Below are 26,836 nucleotides of genomic sequence, written 5' to 3'. Positions count from 1 at the left end.
ATCAGGCTCCGCTGGTGGCCTGTCGGCCGCCCCGGATCGCCTGGAGTACCGCCGCCATGTCCAGCCCTCCCAGCCCCATCCGCTGCGCCCGTGCGAACAGTGCATCGCTGGCGTCGATTAGGGACGCCTGCATGCCCGCCTCGTGCGCGGCACCGGCCACCAGGCCGCTGTTCTTCAGAACATCGGTGATCGAGGCCTGGACCGTGAAGTCCCCGCGGATCATCTTGTCCAGCTTGATCCGCGATACCTCGCTGGCCATCGGCCCGGCGTTGAGTACCTGGGCAAAGCGCTCCAGGGCAATGCCATGTGCCTCGGCGAAGTGCACGGCTTCGGCCAGACCGGTGACCAGGGTGATCAGGAACAGGTTCACCGCAAGCTTCATCTGCAGGCCTGCCGGAACCTCGCCACAGGCGACAATCTGCCGCCCCAACGAGGCCAGCAAGGGCTCTGCCTCGGCCAGATCTGCTTGGTTGCCTGCCAGCATGACCACCAGCTGTGCCGCCTCGGCCTGCAGGCGTGACCCGGAGACCGGCGCTTCGACATAGCGCCCACCCGCGCGACGGACCTGATCGGCCAGCGCCCTTGAGTAGGCGGCGGAGCTTGTGCCCATGTTGATGAGCAGGTGCCCTTGCACGTACGTGTCGAAGTCATCGGAGCCGCGCAGCAGCACGGCGTCGATGGCTTCATCGTTGGCCAGCATCATGATGACCGTGTGGCAGGCGTTGAATACCTCCTGCACGGATCCGGCGCGCTCGATGCCTGCTGAGCGAGCTGCCTCGTCGTTCCGGCTGGAGCGTGACCATGCCAGTACGCGGTTCCCGGCACGGGCCAGGTTGACGGCCATGGGCGTACCCATCACGCCCAGACCGATGAATCCGATGTACATGGTGCGACCCGCGCGACAGGAAGGAAGACCATCATGACCCAGAACCGCGCCGGCTTCAGTGCACGGTGGGGCGCGTGAAGCATGGCCATTGATACCGTTCAGTTCATTTCTAGAGCATGTACGGAATCTTGAACGCCAACGTGAAGTCCGGCGCATCCGGGGTCAGCCCGATGCCCAGCAGCGTCACCAGCGTGGTGTGCTGGTTCAATGCGTAGGTCACGCCCAGATTCAGTGATGCCGCATTGGCGTCACTGCCGATCACCTTCATCCACCTACCGCCCTGGAAGCGGGTGGAAGCGCGGGCGCTGATGCGGTCACTGAAGGACAGGCTCAGGCTGGTCCGCTCATTGAACGCAAAGGCCACGCCTGCGCCGAAGTACACCGAGCCGCCCAGCTTCACATCGCCCGGATTGACCGTGTCCGGATTACTGTCGATGTCGTTGAACCCGCGCGGGATGGAGTGCACGTAGCCGATGTTGGCAAACAGGATGGCCGGGTCGGCGGTCTTCACCATCGACAGGCCCAGGTTGGCCTGCCACACGCCATTGCCAGTGGGCTGCTCGCGCGGCACGGCGAAGCGGATGTAGTCGTCGTCATCGCGCTCGATCACCTTCCAGTCCAGGCCGTAGGGTGCGCGCCCGGTGGGGGCGGTGACACCGGCCGTGAGCACGGTCTCAGGGCGCCAGCCGCGTTCGCCGAACAACCGGTAGTTGGCACTCAGCCCGATATCACCCAGGCCGTTGCCGTTGGTCTGCTCCTGCGCGATGGCCGCCGCTGCTCCGCCGGCGCCGCCCTTCTGGTATACGGTGCGCCGGGCCAGGTAAGGCACGTCCAGGTTGAGCGTCAGGTTCGGGCTGACACCCCAGCGGGCCGCCATGTTGTAGGTCAGCGAGTCGGACTCCACGTTCTCGATGGCGATATTGCCGAGGAAAATGGCGTCCAGCGCGAGGAAGCCGTTGAGCGTGAGCTGCTTGCGGTCGTAGCGCGCGTAGGTGAGGCTGTTCTCGATGGTGAAGCGCCGCGAGAACAGCGCGGATTGCTGCTGCTTCACGTCGTCCACGCTGCGCCGCGACTCCTGCTTGGCCTGTTGCGCCTCGGCGGCGGTACTGGCGTAGCCCTCGCTGCTCGGTGGGACCACGGCGGCCGCCGCCTGCACCAATGGCGCGGCCGGTGGGGCCGTGGTCGGGCCAACCCGCCCGTTCAAGCGCGCCTGCATGGCCTGGACCTGCATGTCCAGTTCGCGCAACCGCCGCACTTCCTGTGCGTAGTTGGCCTTCAGCTGTTCCAGCTGGTTGGCCAGGGCCTGCACGTCAGCGTCATCGTCTGACGTCGGCGGTGCGGCAAGCGCGGTGCCCGCCAGCACCGCCAGCGCCAACGGGGTGATCCTCATCAGGGTGTGCATGTTCGTGTCCTGCGTTGTGGAGCATTTCCCCCAATGCCAGGCCCTGTTACTGGCCTGGCCCCATGCCGCGGTTCAACGCAATCGCCTGGGCCACGTTCTGGCTCAACGGCAGGTTGCCGCCCACGGTGTTGCGCACCAGCTCCAGCCGCAGCTGGTTGCTGGCGATCTGGCCGTCACCGGCCAGGGCAATGCCCTGGCCGACGCTGCCATTGCGGATCCACTGTTGCACCAGGCCCTGGCCATCCACCTGCAGCAGCAGGCGCGCCTGGTTGCCTTCCAGCACGGCTGTCGCGCTGGCGCTGGCCTGCTGCGCGCTGACCGAACGCGCAACCTCGCTCGCTGCAGAAGGCGTCTCGCCATCACGCACGCTCAGCGTGGTGACATTGCGGGCGACGTTGCCATCGCCAGCCACTTGTACGCTCTGCACCAGGCCGCTGGCGTTGGCCAGGCCGCTGCTGTCGATGCTGCGCCCGTGGGTATCGGGCAGCGGTGCATCGGCTGCCGTGACATGCACGCTGGGCTGGAAGCTCAGCTTCGGCGCGCCACCACCACGGAAGTCCATGCCCAAGGTGAGGCTGCCCTGCAGCGTCGTGCCGTTGCCGGCCTGCCACTGCGAAACCATGGTCACCCCGAACCAGGCCACGTTGTTGCCGCCCACGGTGTAGCGGCCTCGCATCAGGCTCAGTTCCGGGTCGGGGATTTCCGTGAGTCCACGCCCGGTCCTGCCGTCGGCGGCCTGCAGGGGCAGGGCAGGGGCCATCAACAGCAGCGCCATCCATACGTGTCGACGGAACATGGTCGTACCTCCTCAGAACAGGTCGGCGTGGCTGAAGCCGAAATCGACCAGTTCGGCATCGGTGATCGGCCCTTGCCGCGCGTAGAGCGCGCGGGCGCTTGGCCGTTCGCTGGGTTGCAGAAGAGCGGTGTTGCGATCGAAGTCGCTGCCGATCACCACGAAGACCGCACGCGATGGCCACGCAGCGAGGAATTCAGGCAGTGCCAGGCTGCGGTTGCCAAGGATGGGATCAGCCACCTCGACCACACCGTCGCGCACCTGCTTGAGCACCACGAAGTGGCGAAAGCCGCGCACGTCCATCAGGACGAGGCCGGGAACGCGAAGCGTGCGCAGGCGTGCCTCATCGATGCGGTAGCCCCGGCCGCGCATGCCCAGCGATTCCACGTAGCGCTTGATGTCGAGCAGCGAGAAGCCGCGCTCGGCTACCAGAGCGGGATCGGAGACCCCCATCATCCCCTCGATCACCGTCGCCTCGTCAGTATCAAGGTGGTAGGCGTGGCGCAGAATGGTGGCCAGCGCGGCAGCCCCGCAGCTGTAATCGGTGTGTTGCCGCACCACGTTGCGGTAGCGCCGCTCCTGCATGCTCTCCACCCTCTGCTGCAGCAACGCGCCATTGGGCAGTACGCCGCTGAAGCGCACCTCGCCCGCCCACGTGGAGGCCGTACCCAGCAGCAACAGCATCGCCAGCAGGCGCATCAGGAAGCGGCAACGGATCATCACGTTCTCCGGCAGCAGGGGGGAGCCCCTGTCCCAAGGGGGAGGAGGAACAGGGGCTCCCGGGGACCCGGCCATTGGCGGACGGCCGGGGTGTTGCGCTTACTCGCCGCTGCCGCCACCGCCGCCGGTGCTGGGCTGGGCGACTGCCAGGGCCAGGCTGTTGGCCTGCAGGTTGCCGGTGCCCGCAGCAACGTTCACGCCGATGTTGCCGGAGGCGCCCGAGAAGGCACTGCCGGACAACGCCGAGGTATTGGTCGCGTTGACATTCACCCAGCGCGTGGTGCTGACCGTGCCGCTGAGGCTGGCGTACAGGTCGGCCACGCCCAGTTCGACGAACTGGCTGGTGCCACTCTCACGCGTATCGAAGCCCAGGCCGCCCACCCCCGGCCGGTTGGGGTTCATCGTGGCGTTCTGGATCTCGTTGTCCAGATCGATGTGGCCGGTGCTGTTGCCGTCGGGGTGTGGCAGCTCGCCGTTCCAGGTGTCCAGGTAGTAATTGGCCATCTGGTAGGCGTTACCGGAGCCGCGGTAGGTGCCCGCGCCATAGGCCAGGGTCAGGCCACTGACGCCGCCACGCATGCCGACCTGCACGGTATCCGTGTAGGACTGCACGAAGCCGGCATTGCTGACCGTATTGCCGGTGGAGACCTGGTTGGAGCTGATGCTCGACTGCGCCACCGCGGTGGTCGCTACCGAAGCCGCGAGCGCGTTCTTCTGCTCGTTGTTGTTGCCCGAGGCGATGTTCACGCCGATGTTGCCCGAAGCACCACCGAAGGCGTTGCCGCCGAGACCTGCGGCGTTGGTGACGCCGGAGTTCATGGTGGCGTTGCCGAAGCCGGCCTGGTTGACGAACACCTCGGCGTCGGCCATGCCGAAGCTGAAGGATGCATCGGCAGCGGACAGCGACGCGGCATTGTCCTGCGCGTTGTTGTCGCCGGAGACCACGTTGAAGCCGAGATTGCCCGAGGCGCCGGCACCCACGCTGTCACCGATGGAAGCACTGTTGGTGACCAGGCTGTTGCTGGTGGCGTTGTTGCTGATCGACTGGCGGTTGTCGATCACGGCGATGGCCGCCGAGTCGAGGTCGATGTCGCCGGTGATGTTCGGGTCACCGGAGAAATCGATGTCGGTGCTCAGTCGCAGGTCCTTCTCCAGGTTCACGTCGACGCCGTGGTTGTTCTTTTCCTTGCGTTCGTCGGCCTGGATGTTGCTGTGTTTCTGCACATTGACATTGACGGTGCGGTTGCGCACGTCGTTGTCGGTGTGGTTGTGCGTGTCGTTGCGGGTTTCGCTGACGGTGTGGTTGTGATTGATGTTCGCGTTGGCGTTCTGGTTGTCCCAGCCATTGGCCGCAGCGGCGGTCGAGGCAGTGGCAATCGCCATGGCGAGCATGGTCTGTTTGACGGTCGCTTTCATGGTGCCCTCTCTCTCATCAGGTGGTGCATCGGTTGGGTGGTTGTCACGGGCGGTCCTGCACGACCAGGCCCAATACGTTGGCCGTGTCGTTGCCGTTGCCCGCGATCTGATTGAGTTGCAGGACCCCGTCGAATCCCCGCAGTGCGGTGCTGGCTACACCTGCGCTGCGGGTGCCCGTCGCGACGCCGTGACCGGTGTCGTCCCGCCCCCCTGCCAACGCGGAACCCTCGGCGGCCAAGGCCGTATCGTCGGTTTCGCGTATGCCCTGTCGGGCCAGCGTCGCGCTGACGACGTTGAGCGTCGTGTTGGCGATGCCGCTGGCCTGGTTGATGGATGCGATGCCACTGGCGCCGGCCAGTGCGTCACCGCCGATGTACGCAGTGGCCTGCAGCGGCCCGGACAGCACGCGGTTGCCCTGCTGCAGTTGCCGCGCATTGATCGCGACATCGGCGCGATCACCCTCGGCGATACCCCGTAGGTTGGCCTGCAGGTTCAGGTCACCGGCGGCCTGGTTGACCGCGATGGCGCCATTCGCCCCGGCCAGTGCGTGGCCGTCGATGCGGGCCACGTCGAGATAGGCGAGCATGCCGCTGTAGTCATCGGCCCGGGTCGCCCAGGGCGCGGCAGCGAGCAGCAGAAGCAACCCGCGCAGGGGCTTCATTTTCCACCTGCCGGGGCCGTGCCCTGCAGCGGGAACTGGGCCAGTGCGCCGCGCACGGTGTCGGCGATACCGCGGGTGCTGCTGCCGACCGCACCGAGCGGCCCACTCATGGCTCCCCCCAGATTGCTGCCGACCATGCCGTCGCCACCGCGGCCCAGCGTGCCGCCCAGGGCCTGCTGAGTGACCCGTTCAACGGTGGTGCCACCCGGCGCCGCGATGGACGCGGCCTGGCCGGCGGCCATGCCGGCATAGTCCTCATCGCTCAACTCGTCCATGCCGGTCGTTGTGCCGCCGGCGCCCAATGCGGTGGCGATCTCGCGCTGCGGCTTCGGGTCGGCAATCAGCGCCATGCCCGGCGGTGCCATGCGATACGCCGGTCGCGCGGATACATCCCGCAGCAGGACGATCTCGCCCGGTTGTGCCTTCACGCCTTGGCGGGCACCGGATGCGGATGCGCCCGCGCCAACCGACAGCAGGGCCACTGCCAGTGCTGCGGCCAGGCCGCGAATCAGGGTGGAGCCGTCCATGCCGATCTCCCGCGATGGGTGCGGCGGAACCACGCATCAACCGTGCCAACTTCGAAATGCCCACCGGCCAATGTCGGCACCGTGCCGCACCTGACCGGGCTGCTGCCACGCTGTTACAGGCACGTCGCGGGATTGTTGGAATTTCGAAGCTCCAGGCACCGCAGGGCAAGGGCGGCGGGCGGCTGTCGCATCCGTGTTACAGGTGGCGTCGCGGTCTGCAACGGTGCCGCTTCAGCCAGGAATTTCTTTACGCACTGCTCATTGCGCCGCCGTTTAGGGAAGCGCTAGGATCCGCCCAACAAAGGCCGCCCCGGTGGCCGTAGAGGTCCCGGCGGGGGGGCGGCACGCCGGTGATTGCCTGACAGTCCGCCGACGGTGTCCGGATGCTGGGGGAAGCATGGCAGCGGTCCCGGAGGCTTCAACGTCACGTTGCGTGCTCTGGTTTGGCGAGCCGTTGGCGAACGAACGCAGTGCGCTGGCGGCAGCAGGCTGGTATGTGCGCAGCATCCGTCCCGATCCCGCCATGGCGATTGGCCTGCGCGGGCGCGATCGCCTGCTTGCCGTGCTCGATCTGCGCCACCTCGATGCGGTCGCGCTGCAGTTGCTGGTGCCGTGGATCGAGCAGCACCAGCATCTACCCTGGCTGGCGGTACTGCCACCGGGTGCTGGGCCCACTTCGCAGGCCTGGCTGCCGTTGCTGCAACGATGCTGCGCCCGCTTCACGCTGCCGTTTGGCCTGCAGGACCTGGTCTGCGCAATGCGCCAGCAGTTCGACGCAGATGATCCGCCTGTCGACGCAACCTGCAGCGGGCAGGGACCGCACGCATTGATTGGTGAAAGCGCTGCGCTGCATGCGGTGCGCACGGTGCTGCACAAGTTCGCGCCGGTGGAGCTGCCGGTGCTGGTCACCGGCGAGACCGGTACAGGCAAGGAGTTGGCGGCACATGCGCTGCACGCGCTGTCGGGACGCGCGGGCAAGCCGTTCATTGCGGTCAACTGCGGGGCCATTCCGGCCAACCTGGTGCAGTCGGAGCTGTTCGGTCACGAACGCGGCTCGTTCACCGGCGCCGACAAGCGGCAGATCGGCGTGTTCGAGTCCGCGCACGGAGGCACGGTGTTTCTGGACGAAGTCGGTGACCTGCCGTCGGAGGCACAGACCAGTCTGCTGCGCGTGCTGCAGGAGGGAACCTTCGAGCGCGTGGGCAGCAGCCAGCCCCTGCGCGCAGACGTGCGGGTGCTTGCTGCTACCCACGTCGAACTGGAACACGCGGTGGCGCAGGGGCGCTTCCGCAGCGATCTCTACTACCGTCTGAACGTGCTGCGCCTGCTGATGCCACCATTGCGTGAGCGCGGTGCCGATGTGCAGCTGCTGGCCGAACACTTCCTGCGCTGTTTCCGGCAGCGCCACAGCGTGCGTGCACGCGGCTTTGCGCCGGTCGCACTGCAGGCCATGCGGCGTTTCGAATGGCCCGGCAACGTACGCGAACTGCTGAACCGTGTGCAGCGTGCAGCGATCATGGCCGAGGGCGAGCTGATCAGCGAGCGTGACCTGGAACTGGGTGCATCGGTAGCGATCTTGCCTGGGGCGATGCTGCACGATGCGAGGGGCCAGGCCGAGCGCGATGTGCTGCTGCAGACCCTGCGCCAGACCGGCTACAACGTTTCCGAGTGCGCGCGGCAGATGCAGATCTCGCGGGTGACGGTGTATCGCCTGTGCCGCAAGCACCGGCTGGAGCTGCCTGCGCAGCGCTGATCAGCCGGCCGCCAGGTGCTTGAACAGGCGCAACGGCTTGCCCGTGATGCGTTCGATCACGCCCTTGGCTTCCAGGTCCAGCTGCACGGCCTTCAACCACCAGCCGGCGGTGGCGCCTGCCGGGAACAGGGCGGCGGGCAGGTGCGGCAGCAGCGCCTGCTTGGCCTGCGCAACGGTCAGGCCTGGCGGTTGCGCAGGCAGGGCCTGCAGCAAGGCATGGCGCATGGCGAGATACTTGGCACGATCCACGCGCTGGATGTGCCCGGGCGTGGTGATGCTCTCGATCTCGATCCGCTCGGGCTCAGACATGGCCATCTCCCGCCACTTCGATGCGTGGGCTGCGGAAGCCCATGGCGATCCACGCCTTCATCAACCGTGCATGGAACCGCAGCGACCGGGTCTCCAGGTTCGGCACATCGTCCGGAAGGACAGACGCATCAGGCAGATCACTGACCATCGTCCGCATCTCCACGATGGGTCTTGCCGATGCGGGCCACAACAGGCCATACAGGCTCAGCCAATGGCCGCCACTGAACTCCAGGAACAGCGGCGTATCGCAGCAGCCCGCCAGGACGCGGCGGCTGCCGCCCGTGCTGGACAAGCGCAACGCACGCAGCCTGGAATGTCCGGCTTCGATGCTGACGCGATCCTTGCGGTGCATTACGAAAAGCGTCTGGCCATGTGGGCCCAGTACGTCGGGTGCTCGGGGCAGCGACTGCAGCATGGCGCCGGCCTTGCGGCAGCTGTCGCAGCAGCATTCGACAGTGGCAATGGGTTGGCCCGTGGCGGTCAGGCGGACCTGGCCGCAGGCGCAGGCAAGGGACTGATGGGAGGGCATCTGCATTTTCTCCTGGGGTATTCATCCTCTCGACGAACCGGGGCGCCGGGAATCGACAACATCCGCCTTCAAGGGCGCTTCATCCGGTAGCGGATGCGGTACAGGTCCAATCCTGCACCGTCCGCACGCCGCGCCGAGTAGGTCAAGGTGCCGGGGTGCGAGCCATCCAGCATCGCGCCGTAGCTGTCGCCGGAGGTCTCGTTCAAGGGCGAGGGCAATGCATGGCCCGCGTCATAACGGCCTCCACGTTCGTAGGCAATGAACTGGCGCACCGGTGCGCTGCCGAAGTCGAGAGCGCGCGCAAAGACCACAGTGCGGCCATCCCCGAGGAAGGTGGCATCGAACTCCTGCGCCGAGGTATTGAGATCTCCGGGCAGCGGCCGCGCGGGCTGCGCCACGCCACGGACCATCGCTGCGATGTAGAGGTCATGGCCACCCGCACCGCCTGTGCGATCGCTGGAGAACAGCAGCGTGGCTGTGTCTGGCGAGAGCATCGGCGCGAACTCATCGGCCCGGCTGTTCACTGCAGGGCCAAGATTGACCGGTTCTCCGAATCGGCCGTCGCTCCCCAAGCTGACCCGATACAGATCGTCGCCGCCCTGGCCGCCTGCTCGATCCGAACAGAAATACACCACGCGGCCATCGGCGGAAAAGGCGGGATCGAAGTCACGTCCCGGCGTGTTGAACGAGACCGGCTTCGCCGGCCGCCAGCGCTGTCCGTCGTGGTGTGAAATCCATATGTCATACCCGCCCGGACCGCCGGGCCGGTTGCGGCTGAACCACAGTGCGGTCTTTCCGTCCGGACTCAAGGTCAGTCGAATCTCGTCGTACTGCGTGGATGCAACGCCCGGAGCAAAGCGCTCGGCCGGACCGGTAATCTGCAGCACCCTGGATGGAGACGCGCAAGGCGACGCAGACACGAGCAACATCACGGCCAGCAGCGCCTTCATGCCTGTCGCTCGAAGTCGCTGACCCAGTTGGTTTCCCAGTTGCGTCCACTATCGGTCGAGGCCGCCTGTTCCCAGCGCGCCGAACGCGGGGTAATGCGTGACCAGATCACCCGCGTCTGGATTGCTCGTCCGTCGTGCTGGTCTTCGCCGAAGAAACGACCGACACCCGCCTCGAAACCACCGCGCAGCGGCGCGCCGATCCGGGTCGGTTCCCGGCCATCCAGCCACCAGCTCAGCCAGTGCCGCTCAGCCGCATTCCAGGCGCGGATGCCCATCCCGCGCAGCGGCGCTCCTGGCACGTCCATCAGATTGTCACCTACGTTGCCGAATCCTCCCAGTACCGGCCAGTTGTGCAGGGTGCCGTTGAACGCGTCCCACGCATCGCTGCCTGCCAGCCGGGCGCGCAGGCGACGATGGCGCACGTTCCAATGGCCCACCAGGAAATCAAAATCGCCCGGTGCATCCGGCAGCTTCGGAAGCGGAGAGGGGGCCGCAGCCGTGCGGCGGAACCAGTTGCGCCAGTTCACCTCCCAGTGCGCACCGGCGTCGTCGGAGAATGCCTGCTCCCACCACGGCTCATCGCCGTGGATGGCGTGCCACCGGAACCACACGTCGATGGGGCGCCCGTCGATCCGGTCGGTGCCGCGGAAGCTGCCGGCATCGCCCTTGAAACCGCCGCGTACGGGAGCTTCGATATGGGCAGGATTGCGGCCATCGATCCACCAGATCGACCACGTGGAAGACACCGGATCAAAGGCACGCACGCCCAGTCCCCTGTAGGGACCCGAAGGCAGCGCCATGACGTTGTCATCGATGGTGCCGAGCCCGCCCAGGGTCAGCCAGACCGCGCTGGCGCCGGTGAAGGCTTCCCAGCGGGTATCGCCCACCAGCCGCTCCTTCAGGCGTTGGTGCCGGACCCGCCAGTTGCCCTGCAACCACTTCCAGTCGTCGCTGTGACTGGCCAGGGCCCACCCGGAGGGCAGGGCGGTGGACGCGGCCGTGGCGGCCAGGGTGACCAGGAACTGCCGTCGATCCATATGCGTGATCCCCTACCGAAGGTGCCTCCATCGTTGCGGGTACGAAGGGGATTGACCACGCAGATATCGGGGCTCAGGCTAAGCCACACTTATGGTCACCCAACGCCAGCTGCCATCGCTTGCCGCCATCCGCGCCTTCGAGGCGGCGGCGCGGCTGGGTAGCTTCGCGCGTGCCGCCGAGGAGCTCGACACCACTGCGGCATCGGTGAGCTATCACGTGCGGCGGCTGGAGGCCCAGACCGGTACCTGCCTGTTCCTGCGCCACGCACAGCACGTGGAACTGACGGTGGTGGGTGCCAGCGTCGCACAGGAGGCCACCCGGGCATTCGATGCACTACGCGCCAGCTTCATGCGCGCCGCTGGCATGGATGCCTCGCGGCTGCGCGTGTCCGTATTGCCAACGCTGGGCACCAGTTGGTTGACGCCGCGGCTGGGTACGTTCCGCGCCCGCCATCGGCAGCTGCTGCTGGAACTGGATCTGTCGGCAGCGCCACAGGATCTGGCCGCCGGCCACTTCGATGCCGCCATCCGCAACGGGCATGGCGAGTGGCCTGGGCTGCAGGCCACGCCCTTGTTCCCCAGCGTTTTCATGCCGTTGTGTGCGCCGGCGCTGCTGCCGGCGGCCCGTGGGCTGGGCAGCACCGCGTTGGAGATTCCCCTGCTCGGTCGGCCGGACTGGTGGGCCCTGTGGTTCGCCACGCACGGGCACCTTCCACCGCCGGCACCGGGGAGTTTGGTCACGCCCTTCGCCGTCGAGCATCTGGATGTCGGCGCCGCGATCGCAGGGCAGGGCATCGCCATCGGTTCGCCGATCCTGTTCCAGGCCGAGCTGGAGAGCGGGCGTCTGGTGCAGGCGCATCCGGGTGTCGCCAGCGACGGTCGCAGCTTCTGGTTCGTGGCCCCCTCGGCGCGGAGTGGCAGCGCCAAGGTCATCGCATTCCGTGACTGGTTGGTCGAACAGGCCGCCGAGGCACGGCACGCAGCACGCCATCAACTGGCGCAAGCGGTGACGCCGTGAACCAGAGCCCCGAACTGCTGCGACGCCTTCTGCGTGCCAAGGACCGGATGGACCGGGCCAGCCATGAGGAATGGCCAGTCACACGCCTGGCAGAGGTCAGTGCGGTGTCGCCGGCGCACTTCGCCCGCTCGTTCAAGCAGGCATTCGGGCTGCCGCCGCACCGGTATCTTCTCAGCCGGCGCATCGAACGGGCCGTGGGGATGTTGCGTGACACCGACCTGCCGGTCACCGAAATCGCCGTGCAGACCGGGTGGAGCAGCCTGGGCACCTTTGGCCGCATCTTCCGTGACATCACCGGTGACAGCCCGGGCAATGTGCGTGAGCGTGAGCGTGCAGGCCAGGTGGCGTCGGCCAGCGTGCCGGAATGCCACGCACGTGCCGCACATCGCCCGGACCTGAAAATCGCAGTTTTGGAGAAGCGTCGCCGCGAGGCGGTTGCTAACGTGGACCCCACCTGAGGGAGGTCCCATGACGAACACTGTGAACACGGTCGGCCTGTATGTGCGCGACCAGGATGAGGCGCTCGCGTTCTATGTCGGCAAGCTCGGCTTCGAAGTGCATACCGATGTACGCAACGGCAGCTACCGCTGGCTGACGGTACGCAGCCCGGGCCAGGACGGTTTCCAGCTGGGCCTGTTCGTGCCAGGCCCGCCCACCCACGATGCGGCCACCGCGCTTTCGCTGCAGCAGCTGGTGGCCAAGGGCGCAATGCCGCCGCTGGTGCTGGCCGTGGATGACTGCCAGGCGCGCTACACGCAATGGCTGGCGCTGGGCGTGGAATTCACCCAGGAGCCGATCGAGCGCTATGGCGCCTTGGACGCCGGATTCCGTGATCCATCAGGCAATGGCTGGAAGATGATCGAAGCCCGCTCCGAGACGAGGCGCCGGCAATGAGCCTCGGTGGCTGGGCACGGCCCGTGCACCGTTGGACCTCGATCGTATTCACCCTGGCGGTGATCGCCAACTTCGTAGTGCGCGCGATGGGACAGGGCGAGCCTGCGGCGTGGCTCACCTACTCGCCGTTGCCCCCCCTGTTCCTGCAACTGTTCACCGGCCTGTACCTGTTCGTGCTGCACTACGCCGGAAGGCGCCGCAGCGCCGCACTCGGCGCTGCGGGCTGAGGCAAGGTCAGGCGACCACGTCGACCGCATGGGCGGCAAGCAGGGCGGGCAGGTCTTCCATGCGCTGGAAGATCACCTGTGCACCCGCCGCACGCAGGGCCTCCGGCGTACTGTGGTGCGGACCGCCTTCACTGAAGCCGAACACGGTCGCGCCAGCGGCCACACCGGCCGTTGCACCGGTCACGGTGTCCTCGATCACCGCGCAACGCTTCGGGTCCACGCCCAGCGCTGCGGCGGCAGCCAGATAGACATCCGGATGCGGCTTGGTGTGCGGCATGTCCTGGCCGCTGAACACGTGGGCTCCGAAGGCATCAAGGATGCCGACCTTGCCCAGCTGCAGCTTCACCTTGTGCAGATCGGCGCCGGAGGCACAGGCGATGCGCCCGCCGGTGGCGGCGCTGATCGCGCGCACAGCCTCAGGTGCGCCCTGGATAGCAACCAGGTCACGCTCCAGCGCTCGGTTGCGCTGCTGGCGGAACTCTTCCAGCCATTCCTCGGTGAACGGCTTGCCGGTGCGTTCTTCGATCAGGCTGGCCAGATGGGCCACGGACTGGCCAAGGAACACCTCACCGGCCTGCGCCGGGGTCAGCAGCCAGCCGCGCTCGGTCAGCATTTCCGAAAGCACGCGGGCCACCAGCGGCTCGGAATCAACGATTACGCCATCGCAGTCGAACAGCACGGCATCGAAGGGGAAACGGGACATCTACAGCTCCAGTGGGGCAATGCGGTGGTGCAATTGCCCGCCATTTTCCCACAGCCATCCTTGCGTGGCACCCGGATCGGGTGCCACCCATTCCCGGCAGGCCGGTCAGCCCAGATCACACCCCGTCGGCTGCGGCCAGGTGGTGGCCGGCAGCATGTTCTTCAGCGAAGCGGGCGCGTTGATCGCCACATAGCTGGCGCCCAGCAGCTCCTCCAGGTCGGCGATGGTCACCAGGTAGCTGTCCAGGCTGCCCAGGTTCGCTTCATTCGGGATGATCCAGCTGATTGCCTTGGAGGTGCCGGTGTTCGGATCGCGGGTGATGATCGTCTTCCAGAAGAACTCCGGGGTCGGAATGCCGTGGCTGGCAAGGAAGTAATCGTTGGACGCGTCGCCGTAGACCACGCCGCCGTAGACATCCACCGGCGCGATGTCGCGGTAGCACTCGGCCACGTTTTCGGCCTTCACCCAGACGCCCTGGTTGAAGCTGGAAACCTGCGGAACGATGTTGGTCATGTAGTTGGCGCGACGGATGTAGGTCGCGTTGTAGTCCATGTGGTTGGAGGTCACCAGATGGCCGCGGTCATAGCCGCTGCGGATGCTGGCATACGACGCGGTGCTGTTCTGGCCGAGGCAGCCGGCTGGCAGGTCCGGGTCTTTGTAGAAGCTGGACGGGCGCGCGGCGGAGCCGGTGTCGGCGGTGAGCGTGTACTCGTAGCGGGTGGCGCTGTGGATGCTGCAGTCGTAGGTGAGCACGAAGCCGCCCTTGTTGAGGGTGACGACCTGGGCCTGGGCGGCACCGGCGAAGGCACTGAGGACGAACGCGAATAGGAAACCTGCAAGGCGCATTGCGATTCTCCAGCAGAAGTTCAGGGCGCAGCCGTCCGCCACGACCGGGCCGGAGCGAGGTCATGTGAGGACACTGCGGAGTCGGGTAGTGCGGAATGCGTGGGACGTGACCGCGATGACAGGGCCGTGGAGGCCGTGCGGTGTCGTAAGCGTCACAAGCTGTCGTCTTTCGGTCAATGGCGAAACGACGAAGCTGTGACAGCGCGCAAGCACTGGAGATGTGTCAGATGATGCGGCGCGTGGATGAAACGCAGGCGTGCTAGGACATCGCGCTGCGTCCAGCGTATGCCGGACCAGTCCACGGCGGTGTTGGCGACGATCGCATCAGACGGAAGCTGGCCTGCGAACACATTGCCGCGCTCCTTCAGCGCACCATGTGCGTCTGCCTGCGAGGCGGTGACCTGCCGGCTCTTTGGACCAACCTGCATCATCGGCCCTTACACGCAGTGACCCCACAGCTGGCCCCGTCTCCGTTGCAGAGCTGTTCGGCGCGCCGGAAGACCTCGCGGGCGGCCGCGCCGGATAGGCCCCGTTCGTTGACCATCACGATTCGTTGCGCACATGGCGCGAGTACAGCGAAGAGCAGGAAGCGTGACCTCATAACGTCCATTCATCCTTGGGACCCAGCTCTCATGGCATGGATCCCATAGCCGGCAAGGCGGCAAACGTCATGTTGCGTCGCAAGGTGTCACCCACCATTCGCACTGGTACGGTCCAACCCGTTGCACCACCACCGACGGGGACAGACGACGATGCGCAAGGTATTGCTGCTGTTGATCCTGCTGACCGGACTGGCGCCCAGCGCCTGGGCCGCCACGGTCAAGACCACACACCGGACCATTCCCAGCTGGGATGGAACGCCTCTCGGGGCCTTCGTCATCGAACCGCAGGACGCGGGCAGCGGACGCTATCCGCTGCTGGTGATGCCCAGCAGTTGGGCGGTGCCCAGCGTGGAGTACGTGGGGGTGGCGCAGTCGCTGGCGCGGCGCGGCTATGTGGTGATCAGCTACAGCTCGCGTGGCTTCTGGGAATCCGGCGGCAGCATCGACATCGCCGGCCCAGCCACGGTCGAAGATGTCAGCGCCCTGATCGATTGGGCGCTGGACAACACCCGCGCCGACCCGGCCCGGATCGGTGTTTCGGGCATCTCCTACGGCGCGGGCACCAGCCTGCTGGCGGCGGCGCGCGATCCCCGCATCAAGGCCGTGGCGGCGCTCAGTGGCTGGGCCGATCTGCAGGCCTCGCTGTACAGCAACGACACCCCCAGCGCGCAGGGCATCGCCTTGCTGGTGGCAGCCGGCCTGGCCACCGGCCGGCCGGGACCGGAACTGACGACCATCAATCGCAATGTACTGGTCGGCAACTACCAGGGCGCGGTGGATTCGCTGTTGCCGGTGGCGGCGCAGCGCAGCCCCGGGTCCAGCATCGACGAGATCAACGCCAACCAGCCAGCGGTGTTCCTCGCCAACGCCTTCAACGACAGCCTGTTCCCGCCGGGCCAGCTGGTCGATTTCTTCACCCGGTTGAAAGGCCCCAAGCAGTTGCAGTTGCGCCACGGCGATCATGCGCTCAACGAAGCCTTTGGCGCTCTGGGTGTTCCCAACGAGGTCTACGATTCGGTGGGCGACTGGTTCGACCATTACCTCAAGGGTGAACCCAATGGCATCGACCGGCAGCCTGCAGTACAGCTGAAATCGCAGAAGGGCAGCTGGAGCACCTATCCGAACTGGCAGGCGACCAATGCCGCTGCTGTCAGCTATGCGCTGAGCGCACCCAAAGGACTTCTGCTGCCCACGGGCGGCCTGGTCGTGAGCGGCAGCAGCACCGGCTGGAGTTACCGGATCGGCAGCGGGCTGCTGACCGCCGCCAATTCCGGCGTGGCGATGGCCTCCGGTGCATTGCAGATGATCAACCTGCCGCCGGGTGCCTATGTGCCCTTCGTGGGCCGCAACGCCGCAGGTGTCTGGCAAGGGCCGATCCAGTGGAGTGCGCAGCGCCTGGATGGAACACCGGAGGTACGCTTGACCGTCACGCCCAGCCGCGCCAACACCACGCTGTACGCCTACCTGTACGCCGAGGATGTGCTGGGCAACGGCCAGCTGATCAGCCACAAGCCCTATACCCTGCGTGGTGCCACACCGGGGCAGGCGAAGACCATCGACCTGCGGCTGGAAGCCAGCAGCTGGAACCTTCCGGCCGGCAGTCGCCTGACCCTGGTGGTGGACACCGTGGACCTGCGGTATGCGGGCATCAGCCAGCTGGGTGGCACGGTGACCTTCAGTTCGCCGGCAAATGCGCCTTCGGTGTTGAAGGTGCCATTGCATTGATGGAAGGCCGCGCCCGTTGCGGCGGGCGCGGTACGCCAGGCAGTAGAACTGCGAGACTGGCGTTTGTTCCGGGGAAGGGAAGAATCCATGGTCATTGCATGGCTGTTGCTCGGTGCAGTGCTTGCGGCACCTACCGCGCAAGGCGCGCCGATCGACTGGTCGGATACGCTGTTGAAGGATCTGGACGCTGCCGACGCCGCCATGCGCGGCAGCCATCCGGGCGCCGTGGACCTGCGGAATCCTGGTTTCGGCGCGCAGCTGGACGAGGCCCTGGCGCTTGCACGCTCGCGCGCGGAACGGGTCGCCAGCTACCCGGGCTACTGGTGGGCGATGAAGGGCTATGCGGCCTCCTTCAACGATGGGCATGTCAGCCTCAACGCGCTTGCCGATGCTCCCGATCTTCCAACGCAGTGGCCCGGCTTCCTGACAGGCTTCGACGGCGACACGCAGGTGGTCATGAGCGTGGAGGGTGGTCCGGGCCACCCGCCACTGGGGGCGCGTTTGTTGTCATGTGATGGCATCGATGCACAGATGCTGGCTGCGCGCCGGGTCGGGGACTTCAACGGGCGCTGGAACCTGCAGGCCAGCCGCATCCACGGCGGTGGTGAAGTATTGTTGGAGCAGGGCAATCCTTACGTGCCGGCATTGCGAACCTGCGTATTCCAGGTGGATGGACGCGAAAAACCCTATGCACTGCAGTGGCAGCCGCTGCAGGCGGCACAGCGCAAGGAGCGGTTGGCCGACACCCGGCGCAGCTTCCGCCCGGCCAATGGCTGGCACACCATGCCCGATGGCGGCTACTGGATCACCACCAGCAGCTTCAATGCCGACCCCACGGAGCAGAACTTCAAGGAACTGACCGCGCTGCTTGAGCAGCTCGCTCCGAAAGCCGAGGCATTGCAGCAGGCACCGTCGGTGGTGCTGGACGTGCGTGGCAACAGTGGCGGTGCGTCGCACTGGAGCATCGAACTGGCGCGATTGATCTGGGGCCGTGCCGCTGTCGACGCGCTGCCCGACCGCAGCTGGGTGGAGTGGCGGACCTCGGAGCGCAACATCGCCCAGCTTCGCGGCTTCCTGCAGAAGCTGGAGCAGGCGCCCGACGCGTCGCCAGAGCTGCGTCGCATGCTGGAATCGGTGACGGCGGGCATGACGCAGGCACGCAGCCGGGGTGAGGCATTGTGGCGCGAGCCATCCGAGGCCAGCGCAGATCCAGCATCCGCCACAAGCCAAGCCGGACCTGTGCGCAAGGGCAGGGTCTTGGTTGTGGCCGATGCTGCCTGTGGCTCGGCCTGCCTGGATGCATTGGACCTGTGGAAGCGGCTGGGCGCGGTGCAGGTGGGCGTCGAGACCTCGGCCGACAGTCTGTACATGGACGTGCGGCCGGAGCGGTTGCCCAGCGGGCTGGCCAGGATCTCGGTGCCGATGAAGGTGTTCCGTGGGCGGGTACGTGGTTCGAATGAACCGCACGTGCCCGATCATCGCTATACGGGCGACATGCGCGACACCCGGGCGCTGGAAGCGTGGCTGTTGACGCTGTAAGTGCGCGCCGGGCCTCGTGCAGGGCTGCCGATCCTGTTGCTTGCCGCAGTTGCCAGCCCGGTCAGTTTCTTCGCGGGTTTTGATTCGCCATGGTTCGCCCCTTCACCCGCGTCGAGCGTTGGGCGCTGAGTACAGTGAACTACAGCGGAATCAGCGCCGGACGTCGAACTGGTCACTCTCCAGCAGCGCCCAGACCTCGGCCTCGCGCACGGGACTGAAGTCACCGGGAATGGAATGCTTCAGCGCACCTGCCGCCAGACCGAAGCGCACGGTGCTCTCTGCATCGAACCCGGACGCCAGTCCGTGCAGGATGCCTGCCGCGAATGCATCGCCGCCGCCGATGCGATCAACGATACCGGGCAATGGGCGCGAGGGGGCCTGCGCACGGGTACCGTCGCGTCCCAACAGCAGCGCGCCCAGGATGTGATGGTCTGCACTCACCACGTCGCGCTGGGTGCAGGCCAGCCACTGCAGGTGGGGGAGGGCCGCGAACGCTGCCGCTGCAGCCGCCTCGGTCCGCGCGATGGGGCTGTCCTCGGCGAAGCGCAGTCCCAGCACCAGTTCGATATCGCGATGGTCGGCAAAGACGATATCCGCCTCGGCGAACAGCTCCCGCAGGATGGCGGAGGCGTTGCCGCCCCACCGCTGCCAGAGCGACGGGCGATAGTTGCCATCGAAGGACACGCGCACGCCCGCCTTGCGCGCGGCGCGTACAGCGACCAATACGGATTCGGCAACATTGGCGCCAAGGGCAGGACTGACGCCGGAGACGTGCAGCCACTGCGCATTACGCAGCAGTGTCGGCCAGTCATGCTCGGCCGCGGTACCGTTGGCAAATGCCGAACCGGCACGGTCATAGACCACTTCACTGGCGCGCTGTATCGCACCGGTGGACAGGAAATACAGACCCATGCGGTCGCGGTCGACTTCGCGCATACCTGCCACGCCCACGCCATGCCGCCGCAGCTCGGCCACGGCATGCCGGCCCAGTGCGTTGCCGGGTACCGTACTGACCATCTGCACATCGTGGCCGAGACAGGCCAGTGAGACCGCCACATTGGCCTCGGCGCCTCCCACGTGGACCTGCAGCTGCGGCGTCTGCAGCAGCAGTTCCCGACCGGGTGCGCCCAGGCGCAGCAGCAATTCACCGAAACAAACGACGCGGCTCATCGGTTCTCTCTCACTCGGTGGGGGTGCAGCCCAGCATGCGCAGATCGATGGCATCGGCCATGCGCCGGTAGCCTTCGTCATTGGGGTGCAGGTAGTCGCGGGTGATGTCGTTGGGCAACGATTCCGCGGCCTTCGAGTCGCGCAGCGCGGCATCGAAATCGATGATGCCATTGAACCCGGTCTTCCCATCGCGTGCCCACTGGTTGATCGTGGTGCGGGTCGCTGCGGACACGGGCTCGTAGCGCTCGGAACCGCCGAACGGGGTCAACGTACCCAGCCAGGCGCGGATGCCGTGCGCATGCAGTCGCGCGGCAACCTGCTGATAGCCCAGCAGCATGTCCGCCGCACTGCGTCCAGGCAGCGGCTGCGCGCCACCACCGTGGCGGATGTCATTGATGCCCTCGAACAGGATGACCTGATCGGCATCGGCCACCGCGATCACATCGCGATCCAATCGTGACAGGGCGCTGTGGCTGCGGCCATGGTCAAGCAGCTTGTTGCCGCTGATGCCCTGGTTGAGCACCACGAACCGGTCCGGGCAGGCCTGTTGCAGGCGCTGCGCCAGGCGCTCGGGCCACTGGTTGAAGGTGCCACGGCGCGCGGTGGCGCCTTCCGTGATGGAATCGCCGAGTGCCACGATCACCTGGGGACGATCAGCGCGCTGCACCATCACTGCCGAGAACACGTTCTGCTGGTAGCTCAGCCGCACGCTGTCGGCAACCGAAGTCTGCCTGCCGTCCGCTACCCGCACTTCGGTGCGGCGCACGGCGGGACGGGTAGGCTGCGGGAAGTAAGCTGTCACGCTGATCTCCTGCAGCGGCGTCACCGGCATCGGTACCGGGTCGCTCAGCAGCGCGGCACCCACCGGCACCTCGATGACCGCGCGGCCATCCACCGTTACCGGCAGAGGAGCGGACTTGCCGCTTTTCACTCCTACGCGCAGGTCCTCGACCCGTAACGGCGCCGTGCCCAGTTCGTTGCTGATGCGCAGCCGCAACGCGTCGCCACGGCTGCCGATCCGCATGTCCTGGCGCACGGTCTGCGCGGCGAACTGCACGGGGGCCTCGGCGGTGCCACCCTTGCGGTCCGGTGCCGGCGAGGCGGTCCAGGCGGTGACCCAGACCGGTGCGGCCAAAGCGCCAGGCGCGACTGCGGCGGAACAGATCGTCAATGAAAGCAGGAGCGTCCAGCGCTGCATGGTCAGGATTCCAGTCAGGAGAAGTAGGTGCCGCCGTTGACGTCCAGGTTCGCACCGGTGATGAACGCCGCTGCTTCCGAGGCCAGGAACACCGCCGCATCGGCGGCTTCGTCCGGCACGCCCTGGCGGCGCAGCGGGGTGTTGCCGGCAACGGCGGTGCGCACCTCCGGCTTGGTGAACTGGTCATGGAAGCGGGTAGCGATCATGCCGCAGCACAGTGCATTCACGCGGATGCCCTTCGGCCCCAGCTCCTTGGCCATGGCACGGGTGAAGGTCATTACTGCCGCCTTGGCGGTGGCGTAGATCGATGCGCCCGGGCCACCGCCATCACGGCCGGCCTGCGAAGCGAAATTGACGATGGCCGCGCCTTCGCCCATGTGCGGCACCACCGCGTGGGTGGTCAGGTAGGTGGAGGTCAGGTTGAGGTCCATCACTGTGTGGAAGAACGCCGGATCGATCTCGGCCAATGGACGGCGCTGCACCATGCCGCCGGCCACGTTCACCAGCAGGTCGATGCGCTCGCCGAACGCGGCCTGGGCAGCGGCGACGAGGCCGGCCACGGCGGCCGCGTCGGTCACATCGGCGCGATGCACGATGGCCTGGCCACCGGCGGCCTGGATCTGTGCCAGCGTGTCCTGCGCACTGGCTTCATCGTTGGCGTAGTTGATGCAGACGCGTGCGCCGGCGGCGGCCAGCTTGATCGAGACGGCACGGCCGATGTCACGGCCACCACCGGTGACGATGGCCACCTTGTCCTGGAACGACATGCGGGAAACTCCTTGGTTTGCGGGGGAATGAACGGGAAGGGCAGGGCTCAGCCGGAGGGTCGGTCAAGCTTGTGGATCGGTCCGGTCCACCACCAAAGCGCGGCCAGCGACAGCGGCACCAGCGCGGCGACGAGGATGAAGATCGGGGCGTAGGAATGACGAGTCAGCACCGGCACCAGCCAAGTGGTGATGAGGGTGCCGGCCACCGCAGCCAGGCCACCGAGGCCGGCGAGGGTGCCGACCGAGCGGCCATCGAAGAGGTCGCCCGGCAGGGTCTGAATGTTGCCGATGGCGACCTGGAAACCGAACAGCACGGCGGCAATTGCCAGCACGGCAAACAAGGGCTGGTTGGCCAGCACCGCGCCCAGCAGGGCGGGGGCCATGATCACGCAGCCCAGGGTGATGGACAGCTTGCGGGCGCGGTCCACGCTCTGCCCGGCGCGGATCAGGCGACCGGACAGCCAGCCGCCACTGAGGCTGCCGAGCATCGCGCCCACGAATGGCACCCAGGCGAACAGGCCGATCTGCTTGATGTCGAAGCCGAAGGTTTCGGCCAGGTAGATCGGCAGCCAGGACACGAACAGCCACCAGATCGGGTCCAGCAGGAAGCGGCAGGCGAGCATGCCCCAGCTCTGCCGATGGGCCAGCAGCGAACGCACGCTCACCTTCGGTGCAGCGGCGTCCTGCTGCCCGGCCCGGTCTTCCATGATCAAACGGCGCTCGGCGTCGCTCACCCACGGGTGCTTGTCCGGGCCGGCGCGGTACACGAACAGCCACGGCAGCAGCCACAGGAAGCCGATGGCACCGACCAGCACGAAGGTGCCGCGCCAGCCCAGCCACAGGTACAGGCCGGCGATGGCCGGTGCCGAAACGATCGCGCCGATCGACGCACCGGCGTTGAACACGCCCTGCGCCAGTGCCCGCTCGCGTGCCGGGAACCACTCCGCATTGGCCTTCACCGCGCCCGGCCACGCACCGGCCTCGCTGATGCCGAGCATCGCCCGCACCAGGCTGAAGGACAGCATCGAATGGGTGATCGAGTGCAGCGCGATCGAGATCGACCACACGCTGATCGACAGGGCGAAGCCCAGGCGCGTGCCGATCATGTCGAACAGGCGGCCAAACAGGAACTGGCCGGCGGCGTAAAACAGCATGAACACCGTTACCAGCAGGGCATAGTCATCCTTGGTCGCGCCCACTTCCCTGGCGATTTCCGGCCACATCACCGCCAGTGCATTGCGGTCGATGTAGTTGATGACCGTGGCCACGGCGATCAGGCCGACGATCAGCCAGCGCACCGCCGACCGCACCGGCACCTTGCGCAGCTGGCTCACCACCGCCGGGCCGTTCATTTCGCGTCACCCTTGCTGCGGTCCATGCGCGCATGGCTGCCGCTCCAGCGGTAAGCGTGGCCATCGACGGTCACGCTGTGCTCGCCCTTGGCGCTGCTGTCATCGGCCACGCCCAGGGCGATGCGGGCGCCGCTGGCCAGGCGCAGCTCGATCACCTCGGCATCGCTGCCGCGGGTGCGCACGATGTCCTTGATGCGGCTGTCGGCGCCGTGCACGTACTCGGCGGTGCCGTTGTACTCGCCATGCGGCTCCAGCACGCTGAAGAAGGTCACGTCCTTCTGACCTTCCACGCGCTGCAGCAGGGCAGGTTCACGGCGCAGGTTGAACTCCGGATCATTCGCACCACTTTCCACCAGCAGCGCCTGTGCCGGCGCACTGCTGCCGAAGCGGTAGGTGTAGAAGCGCCCATCCAGCAGCCAGGCCAGCGAACGCGGTTCGCTGCCGGGCTTGCTGCGCGCATCCAGCCACAGGTGCTGGTAGCCGTTGTCCTTACCCAGCACCGGGCGCTGGGCGGGGAAGTGTTCTGCCTCGAAGCCGGTGGTGACGATGTGGCCGTTGAAGTGCAGCGGCAGGTCGTAGCGAGCAGCCTTGTCACCGTGCACCTGCAGCAGGTCCAACACCACCGGCAGGCCCAGATCAGGGTGGCGCAGCAGCGCCTGGGTGCGGGTGAAGACCACGCCTGGATACGCATCGCGCATCGTTGCTGAGGCGATCTGGATATCGGCATCGGCCTGGAAGAAGCGCACCTGCGGCGCATGTTCCTCGCCGCGCTTCCAGTCGCCCTTGAAGTGGCTCTGCTCGTCCACCACCAGGGTGTTGTGGGCCACCGTCTGCTTGGCCCAGCTGCGATTCTCGGCCAGGTAGATGCCACCCCGCTTGGCTTCCACGTTGAGGAAGCGGGCGGCGCCGTAGTCGGTCACCACCGGATTGCCGTTGTCGTAGAACAGCCAGTTGAGCTTGTCGAAGTGGCCGTGTCCCATGCCCTGCATCGTGTCCTTCTGCACCAGCGCCTGGCCGCGTTCGCCGTTCATGCGCAGGATCGCCAGGCCGCCGCGGTCGCCGTCCGGGCCATCGCGCAGCAGCATCGGACGGTAATCGAAGGGCCTGGCCTTGTTGGCGGCCAGTGCCTGCGCCACCTGCAGTCCCTCGGGCGACAACAGCAGGCGTTTCTGTTGCTGGGCCACCGACAACAGGCGGTCGTCACCGGTGCGCGCATACGCGATGCCGATGCCGGCCACCAGTTCCTCGGTATCGATGCCCTTGTCCAGGATCGCATCGTTGATCGGGAAGAACAGGCCGTCGTAGCTGGTCTGCACCAGCACGTCCACGGCCTTCAGCAGCACGCCGTCGCGGCGCGCGAAGATCCTGCGCTGCGGCTCGTTGCGTTCGATGGCGTTGGCGAACAGCAGGAACGGTGCCAGTGCGTAGCGCTGGTAGTACGGGCCCTCCTCGTAATAGCCATCGGGCGAGAACAGCAGGTCGATCTGGCGAAGGAAACCGAACTGATCGTTCTTCTGGCTGCCGCGCAACGATTTCTCCACCAGCTCAGGGTCGCGCAGCACGTAGCCGGTCATGCCAGTGGCGGCCACCGCCCAGGTGGCGTGGTTGTGGATCTGGTCGTAGTTCTTCGGCTCGCTGACGAGGAACTCAGCCATCGGCCGGAACACCTTCGATTCGATGGTGTCGCGGTCCTCGGCAGACAGCGCATCACGGATCGCGTCGTAGCCCTGGATGGCGTTGACCAGCCACACCGAATCGTTCAGCACCTGCCAGAACACGCGGCCGGGAATCTGTCCGCGGCCTTCGGGGTGCGGGCCCAGGGTGGGGTAAAGCTTGGCATACTGCAGCAGCATGTCGCGCGCGTAGTCGACATAGGCCCTGTCGCCGGTCAGCCGGTACAGGGTGCCGGCCGCCAGCAGGGCCTGGTAGTTGCGCTTGTGCTGTTCATGGGTGCGGCCGCCGCCCTTGTCCTTCGGTACCGGCACGTCGATGCCGGCCTTCATCATCTTCTTCAGCGATTTTTCCGTGCGTGCCTGTTCCTTGGCGAACCACGGGTAGCGGCCGCCTTCGCTGGCCATGCGCTGCCACTGCGCTGCGGTCACCAGCACCGGCGCGGTGTCGGCCTGCCTCGCAGCGGCAGCGGGGGCTGCGAACAGCGGCGCGGCCGGCAGCAGGGCAAAGGGGGTGGCCAGGGCCAGGGAGACGAACAGCGGCTGCAACCTCATCGATCAACTCCATTGCGGGTGCGTGACAGGGCAACTTCGCCCACCTTGGGATACCAGTCGACGCCGGTCGCCTCGCGCGCGGTCATCGCCAGGGCAGGATCGGCGCCCACGGCGGGTAGGGCGGGCGCGGCCACCCACATTCCGCTGTCAGCCTGCTGCAGGCTGACGCCACGCCCCTCTACGCCGCCTGGGAATACGTTGCTGGCTGCCGGTGACTGCACGTTGCCACTGAAGTCGATGCCGGCCAGCGAACTGGTGGCATTCGGTGGGTTCCTGCTGGTGCGGTTGACGATCAGGTTGCCGCTGAAGCGGCTGTCGCTGGCGGCGACCACGATGCCCTTGGCTTCATCATGGCCGACGCCGAAACTGATCTTCGCCACGTCCACGAAGGTATTGCGGCTGATCGTGGCATTCACCACCGGCGCATAGCCGGACAGCGGCGGATCGGCCTGCGCGTCCATCATCGCCAGCGCGGAACGGTTGCTGGAGCCGGCCAGTCGTTCGAAGTAATTGTTGCTGACGGTCTGGTCGGCATTGATGATGCGCACGCCGCCGGTGCCGGCCTTGTCGTCGCCCAGGAACACGTTGTCGATCACCCGGTTGCCGTTGCCATGGCGCAGCGTGAGCGCGCCAGCAGAGCGGTAGAACACGTTGCCGCGGTAGGTATTGCCGCCGGACTTGTTGCTGACGATCTCGGTCTCGCCGTCGCAGCCTTCGAACCAGTTGTTATCCACCGTACTGTTGGAATCGCTCAACGAGGTGTCGCTGGTGCCGACGCGGAGGGTTTCACCGCCGTTGACGCCCAGCGCGGGGCGCGGTCCGAACCAGTTGTGGTCGATGCGGTGCTGGTTGTCCAGGCCCTGGGTGGCATCGCGCACCACCACTACCGTGGGCCCGGCGTTGGTCTTGCCGCGCAGCTGGCTGTGATCCAACCGGTTGTTGCTGCCATACAGCGATACCCAGTAGTCCTGGTCGCTGGCATCGGGGTTGGTGTAGTCATCGATCACCAGGCCGGTTACCCGGCTGTGGCGGGCGACCGCCTTGCTGGATTCGCGGAACGCCACCACCGCATCACCCGGCGTATAGCCGTTGCGGAACACCAGGTTGGACACCTGCAGGTAGCTACCCGCCAGGCGCAGGTCCGAGCGTCCGCTGAGGACGACCTTGCCGGCGGTCTGCGCGCGCAACACGATCGGCGCGGCTGCCGTGCCCTGGCCCTTCAGCAGCAACCGGGCGTCGGTCCAGGTGCCGTCAGCCAGCACGATCTCATCGCCGGGCTGCAGCGCCGAGGCGGCGGTAGTGAACTCAGCGACATCGTGGACGAGCCAGCTGGCTGCACTTGCCGCTGAAGTGGTCAGGCACATGGCCAGACCAGTGGTCAGGCAAAACAGTGATGGATTGCTGAGCGGATGTCGAGCAAGCGGACGAATGCGCATGAAATCCTTCCAGAGACGGGCGGGCCGTCGTTTCAGGGTGGGCCTGCATACCACTTTCGAGTCCGTTGTAAGCCAGCTTTCGCGCAAAGTCATGCTGCATGAGCACATTAAATTGCGTTCAACTGGTATGGATAAAAGGCATTCGAACATT

At 66.6% G+C, this 26,836-nt stretch carries 27 protein-coding genes and 1 pseudogene; 7 read left to right on the top strand and 21 right to left on the bottom strand.

The genetic code is table 11. The annotated features are described in order from the left end of the window. Window position 1: 1 nt before the first annotated feature. The 7 genes from V3B46_RS00580 to V3B46_RS00550 form a co-directional block, all read right to left on the bottom strand. On the bottom strand, window positions 2–886 hold the full coding sequence (locus V3B46_RS00580) for an NAD(P)-dependent oxidoreductase (protein ID WP_329890824.1): 885 nt from the start codon (window positions 884–886) through the stop codon (window positions 2–4). Between the two features lie 109 nt (window positions 887–995). Next, window positions 996–2,288 carry a transporter gene (locus V3B46_RS00575; protein WP_329890823.1) on the bottom strand — a complete coding sequence of 431 codons (1,293 nt, stop codon included), beginning with the start codon at window positions 2,286–2,288 and terminating at the stop codon, window positions 996–998. Between the two features lie 46 nt (window positions 2,289–2,334). Then, a complete protein-coding gene (locus tag V3B46_RS00570; protein ID WP_329890822.1) occupies window positions 2,335–3,084 on the bottom strand; it encodes a hypothetical protein in 750 nt (249 codons plus the stop codon). A gap of 12 nt (window positions 3,085–3,096) precedes the next feature. Continuing rightward, on the bottom strand, window positions 3,097–3,801 hold the full coding sequence (locus V3B46_RS00565) for a C39 family peptidase (RefSeq protein WP_329890821.1): 705 nt from the start codon (window positions 3,799–3,801) through the stop codon (window positions 3,097–3,099). Window positions 3,802–3,900: 99 nt separating this feature from the next. Further along, window positions 3,901–5,217: a FapB/FapC family functional amyloid domain-containing protein gene (locus V3B46_RS00560; protein ID WP_329890820.1), complete on the bottom strand. Its 1,317-nt coding sequence runs from the start codon at window positions 5,215–5,217 to the stop codon at window positions 3,901–3,903. Window positions 5,218–5,260: 43 nt separating this feature from the next. After that, window positions 5,261–5,878, bottom strand: a complete 618-nt coding sequence (locus V3B46_RS00555) for a FapB/FapC family functional amyloid domain-containing protein (protein ID WP_329890819.1) — start codon at window positions 5,876–5,878, stop codon at window positions 5,261–5,263. After that, window positions 5,875–6,405, bottom strand: a complete 531-nt coding sequence (locus V3B46_RS00550; RefSeq protein WP_106468124.1) for a FapA family amyloid fibril periplasmic chaperone — start codon at window positions 6,403–6,405, stop codon at window positions 5,875–5,877. Before V3B46_RS00550 ends, V3B46_RS00555 begins: the two co-directional genes overlap by 4 nt. Before the next feature lie 397 nt (window positions 6,406–6,802). On the opposite strand from V3B46_RS00550, the gene V3B46_RS00545 reads away from it, so the two are divergent. Next, a complete protein-coding gene (locus V3B46_RS00545) occupies window positions 6,803–8,158 on the top strand; it encodes a sigma-54 interaction domain-containing protein (protein WP_329890818.1) in 1,356 nt (451 codons plus the stop codon). On the opposite strand, the gene V3B46_RS00540 is transcribed toward V3B46_RS00545, so the two are convergent. The 5 genes and pseudogenes from V3B46_RS00540 to V3B46_RS00525 all read right to left on the bottom strand — a co-directional run bounded on the left by V3B46_RS00540 (window position 8,159) and on the right by V3B46_RS00525 (window position 10,983). Then, a complete protein-coding gene (locus V3B46_RS00540) occupies window positions 8,159–8,467 on the bottom strand; it encodes a DUF6958 family protein (RefSeq protein ID WP_329890817.1) in 309 nt (102 codons plus the stop codon). Next, on the bottom strand, window positions 8,460–8,882 hold the full coding sequence (locus V3B46_RS00535; protein WP_329890816.1) for a hypothetical protein: 423 nt from the start codon (window positions 8,880–8,882) through the stop codon (window positions 8,460–8,462). Before V3B46_RS00535 ends, V3B46_RS00540 begins: the two co-directional genes overlap by 8 nt. A gap of 15 nt (window positions 8,883–8,897) precedes the next feature. Then, a pseudogene (locus V3B46_RS21695) lies at window positions 8,898–8,996 on the bottom strand (GFA family protein); the annotation flags it as partial. Window positions 8,997–9,064: 68 nt separating this feature from the next. After that, window positions 9,065–9,946, bottom strand: coding sequence for a TolB family protein (locus tag V3B46_RS00530; RefSeq protein WP_329890815.1), 882 nt, complete (start codon window positions 9,944–9,946; stop codon window positions 9,065–9,067). Next, window positions 9,943–10,983 carry a hypothetical protein gene (locus V3B46_RS00525; protein ID WP_329890814.1) on the bottom strand — a complete coding sequence of 347 codons (1,041 nt, stop codon included), beginning with the start codon at window positions 10,981–10,983 and terminating at the stop codon, window positions 9,943–9,945. The genes V3B46_RS00530 and V3B46_RS00525 overlap by 4 nt, the downstream gene beginning before the upstream one ends. A 91-nt stretch (window positions 10,984–11,074) precedes the next feature. Here V3B46_RS00525 and V3B46_RS00520 point away from each other — a divergent pair, with 91 nt between their 5' ends. From V3B46_RS00520 to V3B46_RS00505, 4 genes are read left to right on the top strand one after another with little or no spacing between them, the layout of a single operon-like run. Beyond that, window positions 11,075–12,001, top strand: a complete 927-nt coding sequence (locus V3B46_RS00520) for a LysR substrate-binding domain-containing protein (RefSeq protein WP_329890813.1) — start codon at window positions 11,075–11,077, stop codon at window positions 11,999–12,001. Further along, the gene (locus V3B46_RS00515) at window positions 11,998–12,459 is read left to right on the top strand and encodes an AraC family transcriptional regulator (RefSeq protein ID WP_329890812.1); all 462 of its coding nucleotides are present in this window, start codon (window positions 11,998–12,000) and stop codon (window positions 12,457–12,459) included. Before V3B46_RS00520 ends, V3B46_RS00515 begins: the two co-directional genes overlap by 4 nt. 10 nt (window positions 12,460–12,469) lie before the next feature. After that, a complete protein-coding gene (locus V3B46_RS00510; protein WP_329890811.1) occupies window positions 12,470–12,895 on the top strand; it encodes a VOC family protein in 426 nt (141 codons plus the stop codon). Beyond that, a complete protein-coding gene (locus V3B46_RS00505) occupies window positions 12,892–13,122 on the top strand; it encodes a hypothetical protein (protein ID WP_329890810.1) in 231 nt (76 codons plus the stop codon). The genes V3B46_RS00510 and V3B46_RS00505 overlap by 4 nt, the downstream gene beginning before the upstream one ends. A 7-nt stretch (window positions 13,123–13,129) precedes the next feature. On the opposite strand, the gene V3B46_RS00500 is transcribed toward V3B46_RS00505, so the two are convergent. From V3B46_RS00500 to V3B46_RS00490, 3 genes are all read right to left on the bottom strand, one after another. Then, window positions 13,130–13,825 carry an HAD family hydrolase gene (locus V3B46_RS00500; RefSeq protein ID WP_329890809.1) on the bottom strand — a complete coding sequence of 232 codons (696 nt, stop codon included), beginning with the start codon at window positions 13,823–13,825 and terminating at the stop codon, window positions 13,130–13,132. Window positions 13,826–13,930: 105 nt separating this feature from the next. After that, on the bottom strand, window positions 13,931–14,671 hold the full coding sequence (locus V3B46_RS00495; RefSeq protein WP_329890808.1) for a DNA/RNA non-specific endonuclease: 741 nt from the start codon (window positions 14,669–14,671) through the stop codon (window positions 13,931–13,933). Window positions 14,672–14,844: 173 nt separating this feature from the next. After that, entirely contained in the window at window positions 14,845–15,102 is a 258-nt protein-coding gene (locus tag V3B46_RS00490) for a hypothetical protein (RefSeq protein ID WP_154263601.1), read from the bottom strand. A 321-nt stretch (window positions 15,103–15,423) separates the two neighbouring features. On the opposite strand from V3B46_RS00490, the gene V3B46_RS00485 reads away from it, so the two are divergent. Then, window positions 15,424–16,998 carry a S15 peptidase family protein gene (locus tag V3B46_RS00485; protein WP_329890807.1) on the top strand — a complete coding sequence of 525 codons (1,575 nt, stop codon included), beginning with the start codon at window positions 15,424–15,426 and terminating at the stop codon, window positions 16,996–16,998. Between the two features lie 87 nt (window positions 16,999–17,085). Beyond that, on the top strand, window positions 17,086–18,537 hold the full coding sequence (locus tag V3B46_RS00480) for a S41 family peptidase (RefSeq protein WP_329890806.1): 1,452 nt from the start codon (window positions 17,086–17,088) through the stop codon (window positions 18,535–18,537). A gap of 150 nt (window positions 18,538–18,687) precedes the next feature. On the opposite strand, the gene V3B46_RS00475 is transcribed toward V3B46_RS00480, so the two are convergent. Genes V3B46_RS00475 through V3B46_RS00450 form a run of 6 tightly spaced genes read right to left on the bottom strand, consistent with a single transcriptional unit; the run spans window position 18,688 to window position 26,685 of the window. After that, window positions 18,688–19,707, bottom strand: coding sequence for a sugar kinase (locus V3B46_RS00475; RefSeq protein WP_329890805.1), 1,020 nt, complete (start codon window positions 19,705–19,707; stop codon window positions 18,688–18,690). Between the two features lie 10 nt (window positions 19,708–19,717). Beyond that, the gene (locus V3B46_RS00470; RefSeq protein ID WP_329890804.1) at window positions 19,718–20,905 is read right to left on the bottom strand and encodes a GDSL-type esterase/lipase family protein; all 1,188 of its coding nucleotides are present in this window, start codon (window positions 20,903–20,905) and stop codon (window positions 19,718–19,720) included. 14 nt (window positions 20,906–20,919) lie between these two features. Next, window positions 20,920–21,672 carry an SDR family NAD(P)-dependent oxidoreductase gene (locus tag V3B46_RS00465; protein WP_329890803.1) on the bottom strand — a complete coding sequence of 251 codons (753 nt, stop codon included), beginning with the start codon at window positions 21,670–21,672 and terminating at the stop codon, window positions 20,920–20,922. 47 nt (window positions 21,673–21,719) lie between these two features. Next, window positions 21,720–23,024 carry an MFS transporter gene (locus V3B46_RS00460; protein WP_329890802.1) on the bottom strand — a complete coding sequence of 435 codons (1,305 nt, stop codon included), beginning with the start codon at window positions 23,022–23,024 and terminating at the stop codon, window positions 21,720–21,722. After that, window positions 23,021–25,249: an oligoalginate lyase gene (locus V3B46_RS00455; RefSeq protein ID WP_329890801.1), complete on the bottom strand. Its 2,229-nt coding sequence runs from the start codon at window positions 25,247–25,249 to the stop codon at window positions 23,021–23,023. The genes V3B46_RS00460 and V3B46_RS00455 overlap by 4 nt, the downstream gene beginning before the upstream one ends. Further along, window positions 25,246–26,685 (bottom strand): polysaccharide lyase 6 family protein, encoded by a 1,440-nt coding sequence (locus V3B46_RS00450; RefSeq protein WP_329890800.1) that lies wholly within the window; start codon window positions 26,683–26,685, stop codon window positions 25,246–25,248. Before V3B46_RS00450 ends, V3B46_RS00455 begins: the two co-directional genes overlap by 4 nt. Window positions 26,686–26,836 lie beyond the last annotated feature (151 nt).

The sequence above is a fragment of the Stenotrophomonas sp. SMYL11 genome, from assembly GCF_036320005.1.
Taxonomy (GTDB): domain Bacteria; phylum Pseudomonadota; class Gammaproteobacteria; order Xanthomonadales; family Xanthomonadaceae; genus Stenotrophomonas; species Stenotrophomonas maltophilia_A.
The sequence above is the reverse complement of the archived record's forward strand: the minus strand, read 5'-3'. Positions and strand labels throughout refer to the sequence as shown.

What these genes read in the sequence shown, in the direction of transcription:
- V3B46_RS00580 (WP_329890824.1), bottom strand. Translation starts at nt 886, where the DNA reads ATGTACATCGGATTCATCGGTCTGGGCGTGATGGGTACGCCCATGGCC.
- V3B46_RS00575 (WP_329890823.1), bottom strand. Translation starts at nt 2,288, where the DNA reads ATGCACACCCTGATGAGGATCACCCCGTTGGCGCTGGCGGTGCTGGCG.
- V3B46_RS00570 (WP_329890822.1), bottom strand. Translation starts at nt 3,084, where the DNA reads ATGTTCCGTCGACACGTATGGATGGCGCTGCTGTTGATGGCCCCTGCC.
- V3B46_RS00565 (WP_329890821.1), bottom strand. Translation starts at nt 3,801, where the DNA reads ATGATCCGTTGCCGCTTCCTGATGCGCCTGCTGGCGATGCTGTTGCTG.
- V3B46_RS00560 (WP_329890820.1), bottom strand. Translation starts at nt 5,217, where the DNA reads ATGAAAGCGACCGTCAAACAGACCATGCTCGCCATGGCGATTGCCACT.
- V3B46_RS00555 (WP_329890819.1), bottom strand. Translation starts at nt 5,878, where the DNA reads ATGAAGCCCCTGCGCGGGTTGCTTCTGCTGCTCGCTGCCGCGCCCTGG.
- V3B46_RS00550 (WP_106468124.1), bottom strand. Translation starts at nt 6,405, where the DNA reads ATGGACGGCTCCACCCTGATTCGCGGCCTGGCCGCAGCACTGGCAGTG.
- V3B46_RS00545 (WP_329890818.1), top strand. Translation starts at nt 6,803, where the DNA reads ATGGCAGCGGTCCCGGAGGCTTCAACGTCACGTTGCGTGCTCTGGTTT.
- V3B46_RS00540 (WP_329890817.1), bottom strand. Translation starts at nt 8,467, where the DNA reads ATGTCTGAGCCCGAGCGGATCGAGATCGAGAGCATCACCACGCCCGGG.
- V3B46_RS00535 (WP_329890816.1), bottom strand. Translation starts at nt 8,882, where the DNA reads ATGCTGCAGTCGCTGCCCCGAGCACCCGACGTACTGGGCCCACATGGC.
- V3B46_RS00530 (WP_329890815.1), bottom strand. Translation starts at nt 9,946, where the DNA reads ATGAAGGCGCTGCTGGCCGTGATGTTGCTCGTGTCTGCGTCGCCTTGC.
- V3B46_RS00525 (WP_329890814.1), bottom strand. Translation starts at nt 10,983, where the DNA reads ATGGATCGACGGCAGTTCCTGGTCACCCTGGCCGCCACGGCCGCGTCC.
- V3B46_RS00520 (WP_329890813.1), top strand. Translation starts at nt 11,075, where the DNA reads ATGGTCACCCAACGCCAGCTGCCATCGCTTGCCGCCATCCGCGCCTTC.
- V3B46_RS00510 (WP_329890811.1), top strand. Translation starts at nt 12,470, where the DNA reads ATGACGAACACTGTGAACACGGTCGGCCTGTATGTGCGCGACCAGGAT.
- V3B46_RS00505 (WP_329890810.1), top strand. Translation starts at nt 12,892, where the DNA reads ATGAGCCTCGGTGGCTGGGCACGGCCCGTGCACCGTTGGACCTCGATC.
- V3B46_RS00500 (WP_329890809.1), bottom strand. Translation starts at nt 13,825, where the DNA reads ATGTCCCGTTTCCCCTTCGATGCCGTGCTGTTCGACTGCGATGGCGTA.
- V3B46_RS00495 (WP_329890808.1), bottom strand. Translation starts at nt 14,671, where the DNA reads ATGCGCCTTGCAGGTTTCCTATTCGCGTTCGTCCTCAGTGCCTTCGCC.
- V3B46_RS00490 (WP_154263601.1), bottom strand. Translation starts at nt 15,102, where the DNA reads ATGATGCAGGTTGGTCCAAAGAGCCGGCAGGTCACCGCCTCGCAGGCA.
- V3B46_RS00485 (WP_329890807.1), top strand. Translation starts at nt 15,424, where the DNA reads ATGCGCAAGGTATTGCTGCTGTTGATCCTGCTGACCGGACTGGCGCCC.
- V3B46_RS00480 (WP_329890806.1), top strand. Translation starts at nt 17,086, where the DNA reads ATGGTCATTGCATGGCTGTTGCTCGGTGCAGTGCTTGCGGCACCTACC.
- V3B46_RS00475 (WP_329890805.1), bottom strand. Translation starts at nt 19,707, where the DNA reads ATGAGCCGCGTCGTTTGTTTCGGTGAATTGCTGCTGCGCCTGGGCGCA.
- V3B46_RS00470 (WP_329890804.1), bottom strand. Translation starts at nt 20,905, where the DNA reads ATGCAGCGCTGGACGCTCCTGCTTTCATTGACGATCTGTTCCGCCGCA.
- V3B46_RS00465 (WP_329890803.1), bottom strand. Translation starts at nt 21,672, where the DNA reads ATGTCGTTCCAGGACAAGGTGGCCATCGTCACCGGTGGTGGCCGTGAC.
- V3B46_RS00460 (WP_329890802.1), bottom strand. Translation starts at nt 23,024, where the DNA reads ATGAACGGCCCGGCGGTGGTGAGCCAGCTGCGCAAGGTGCCGGTGCGG.
- V3B46_RS00455 (WP_329890801.1), bottom strand. Translation starts at nt 25,249, where the DNA reads ATGAGGTTGCAGCCGCTGTTCGTCTCCCTGGCCCTGGCCACCCCCTTT.
- V3B46_RS00450 (WP_329890800.1), bottom strand. Translation starts at nt 26,685, where the DNA reads ATGCGCATTCGTCCGCTTGCTCGACATCCGCTCAGCAATCCATCACTG.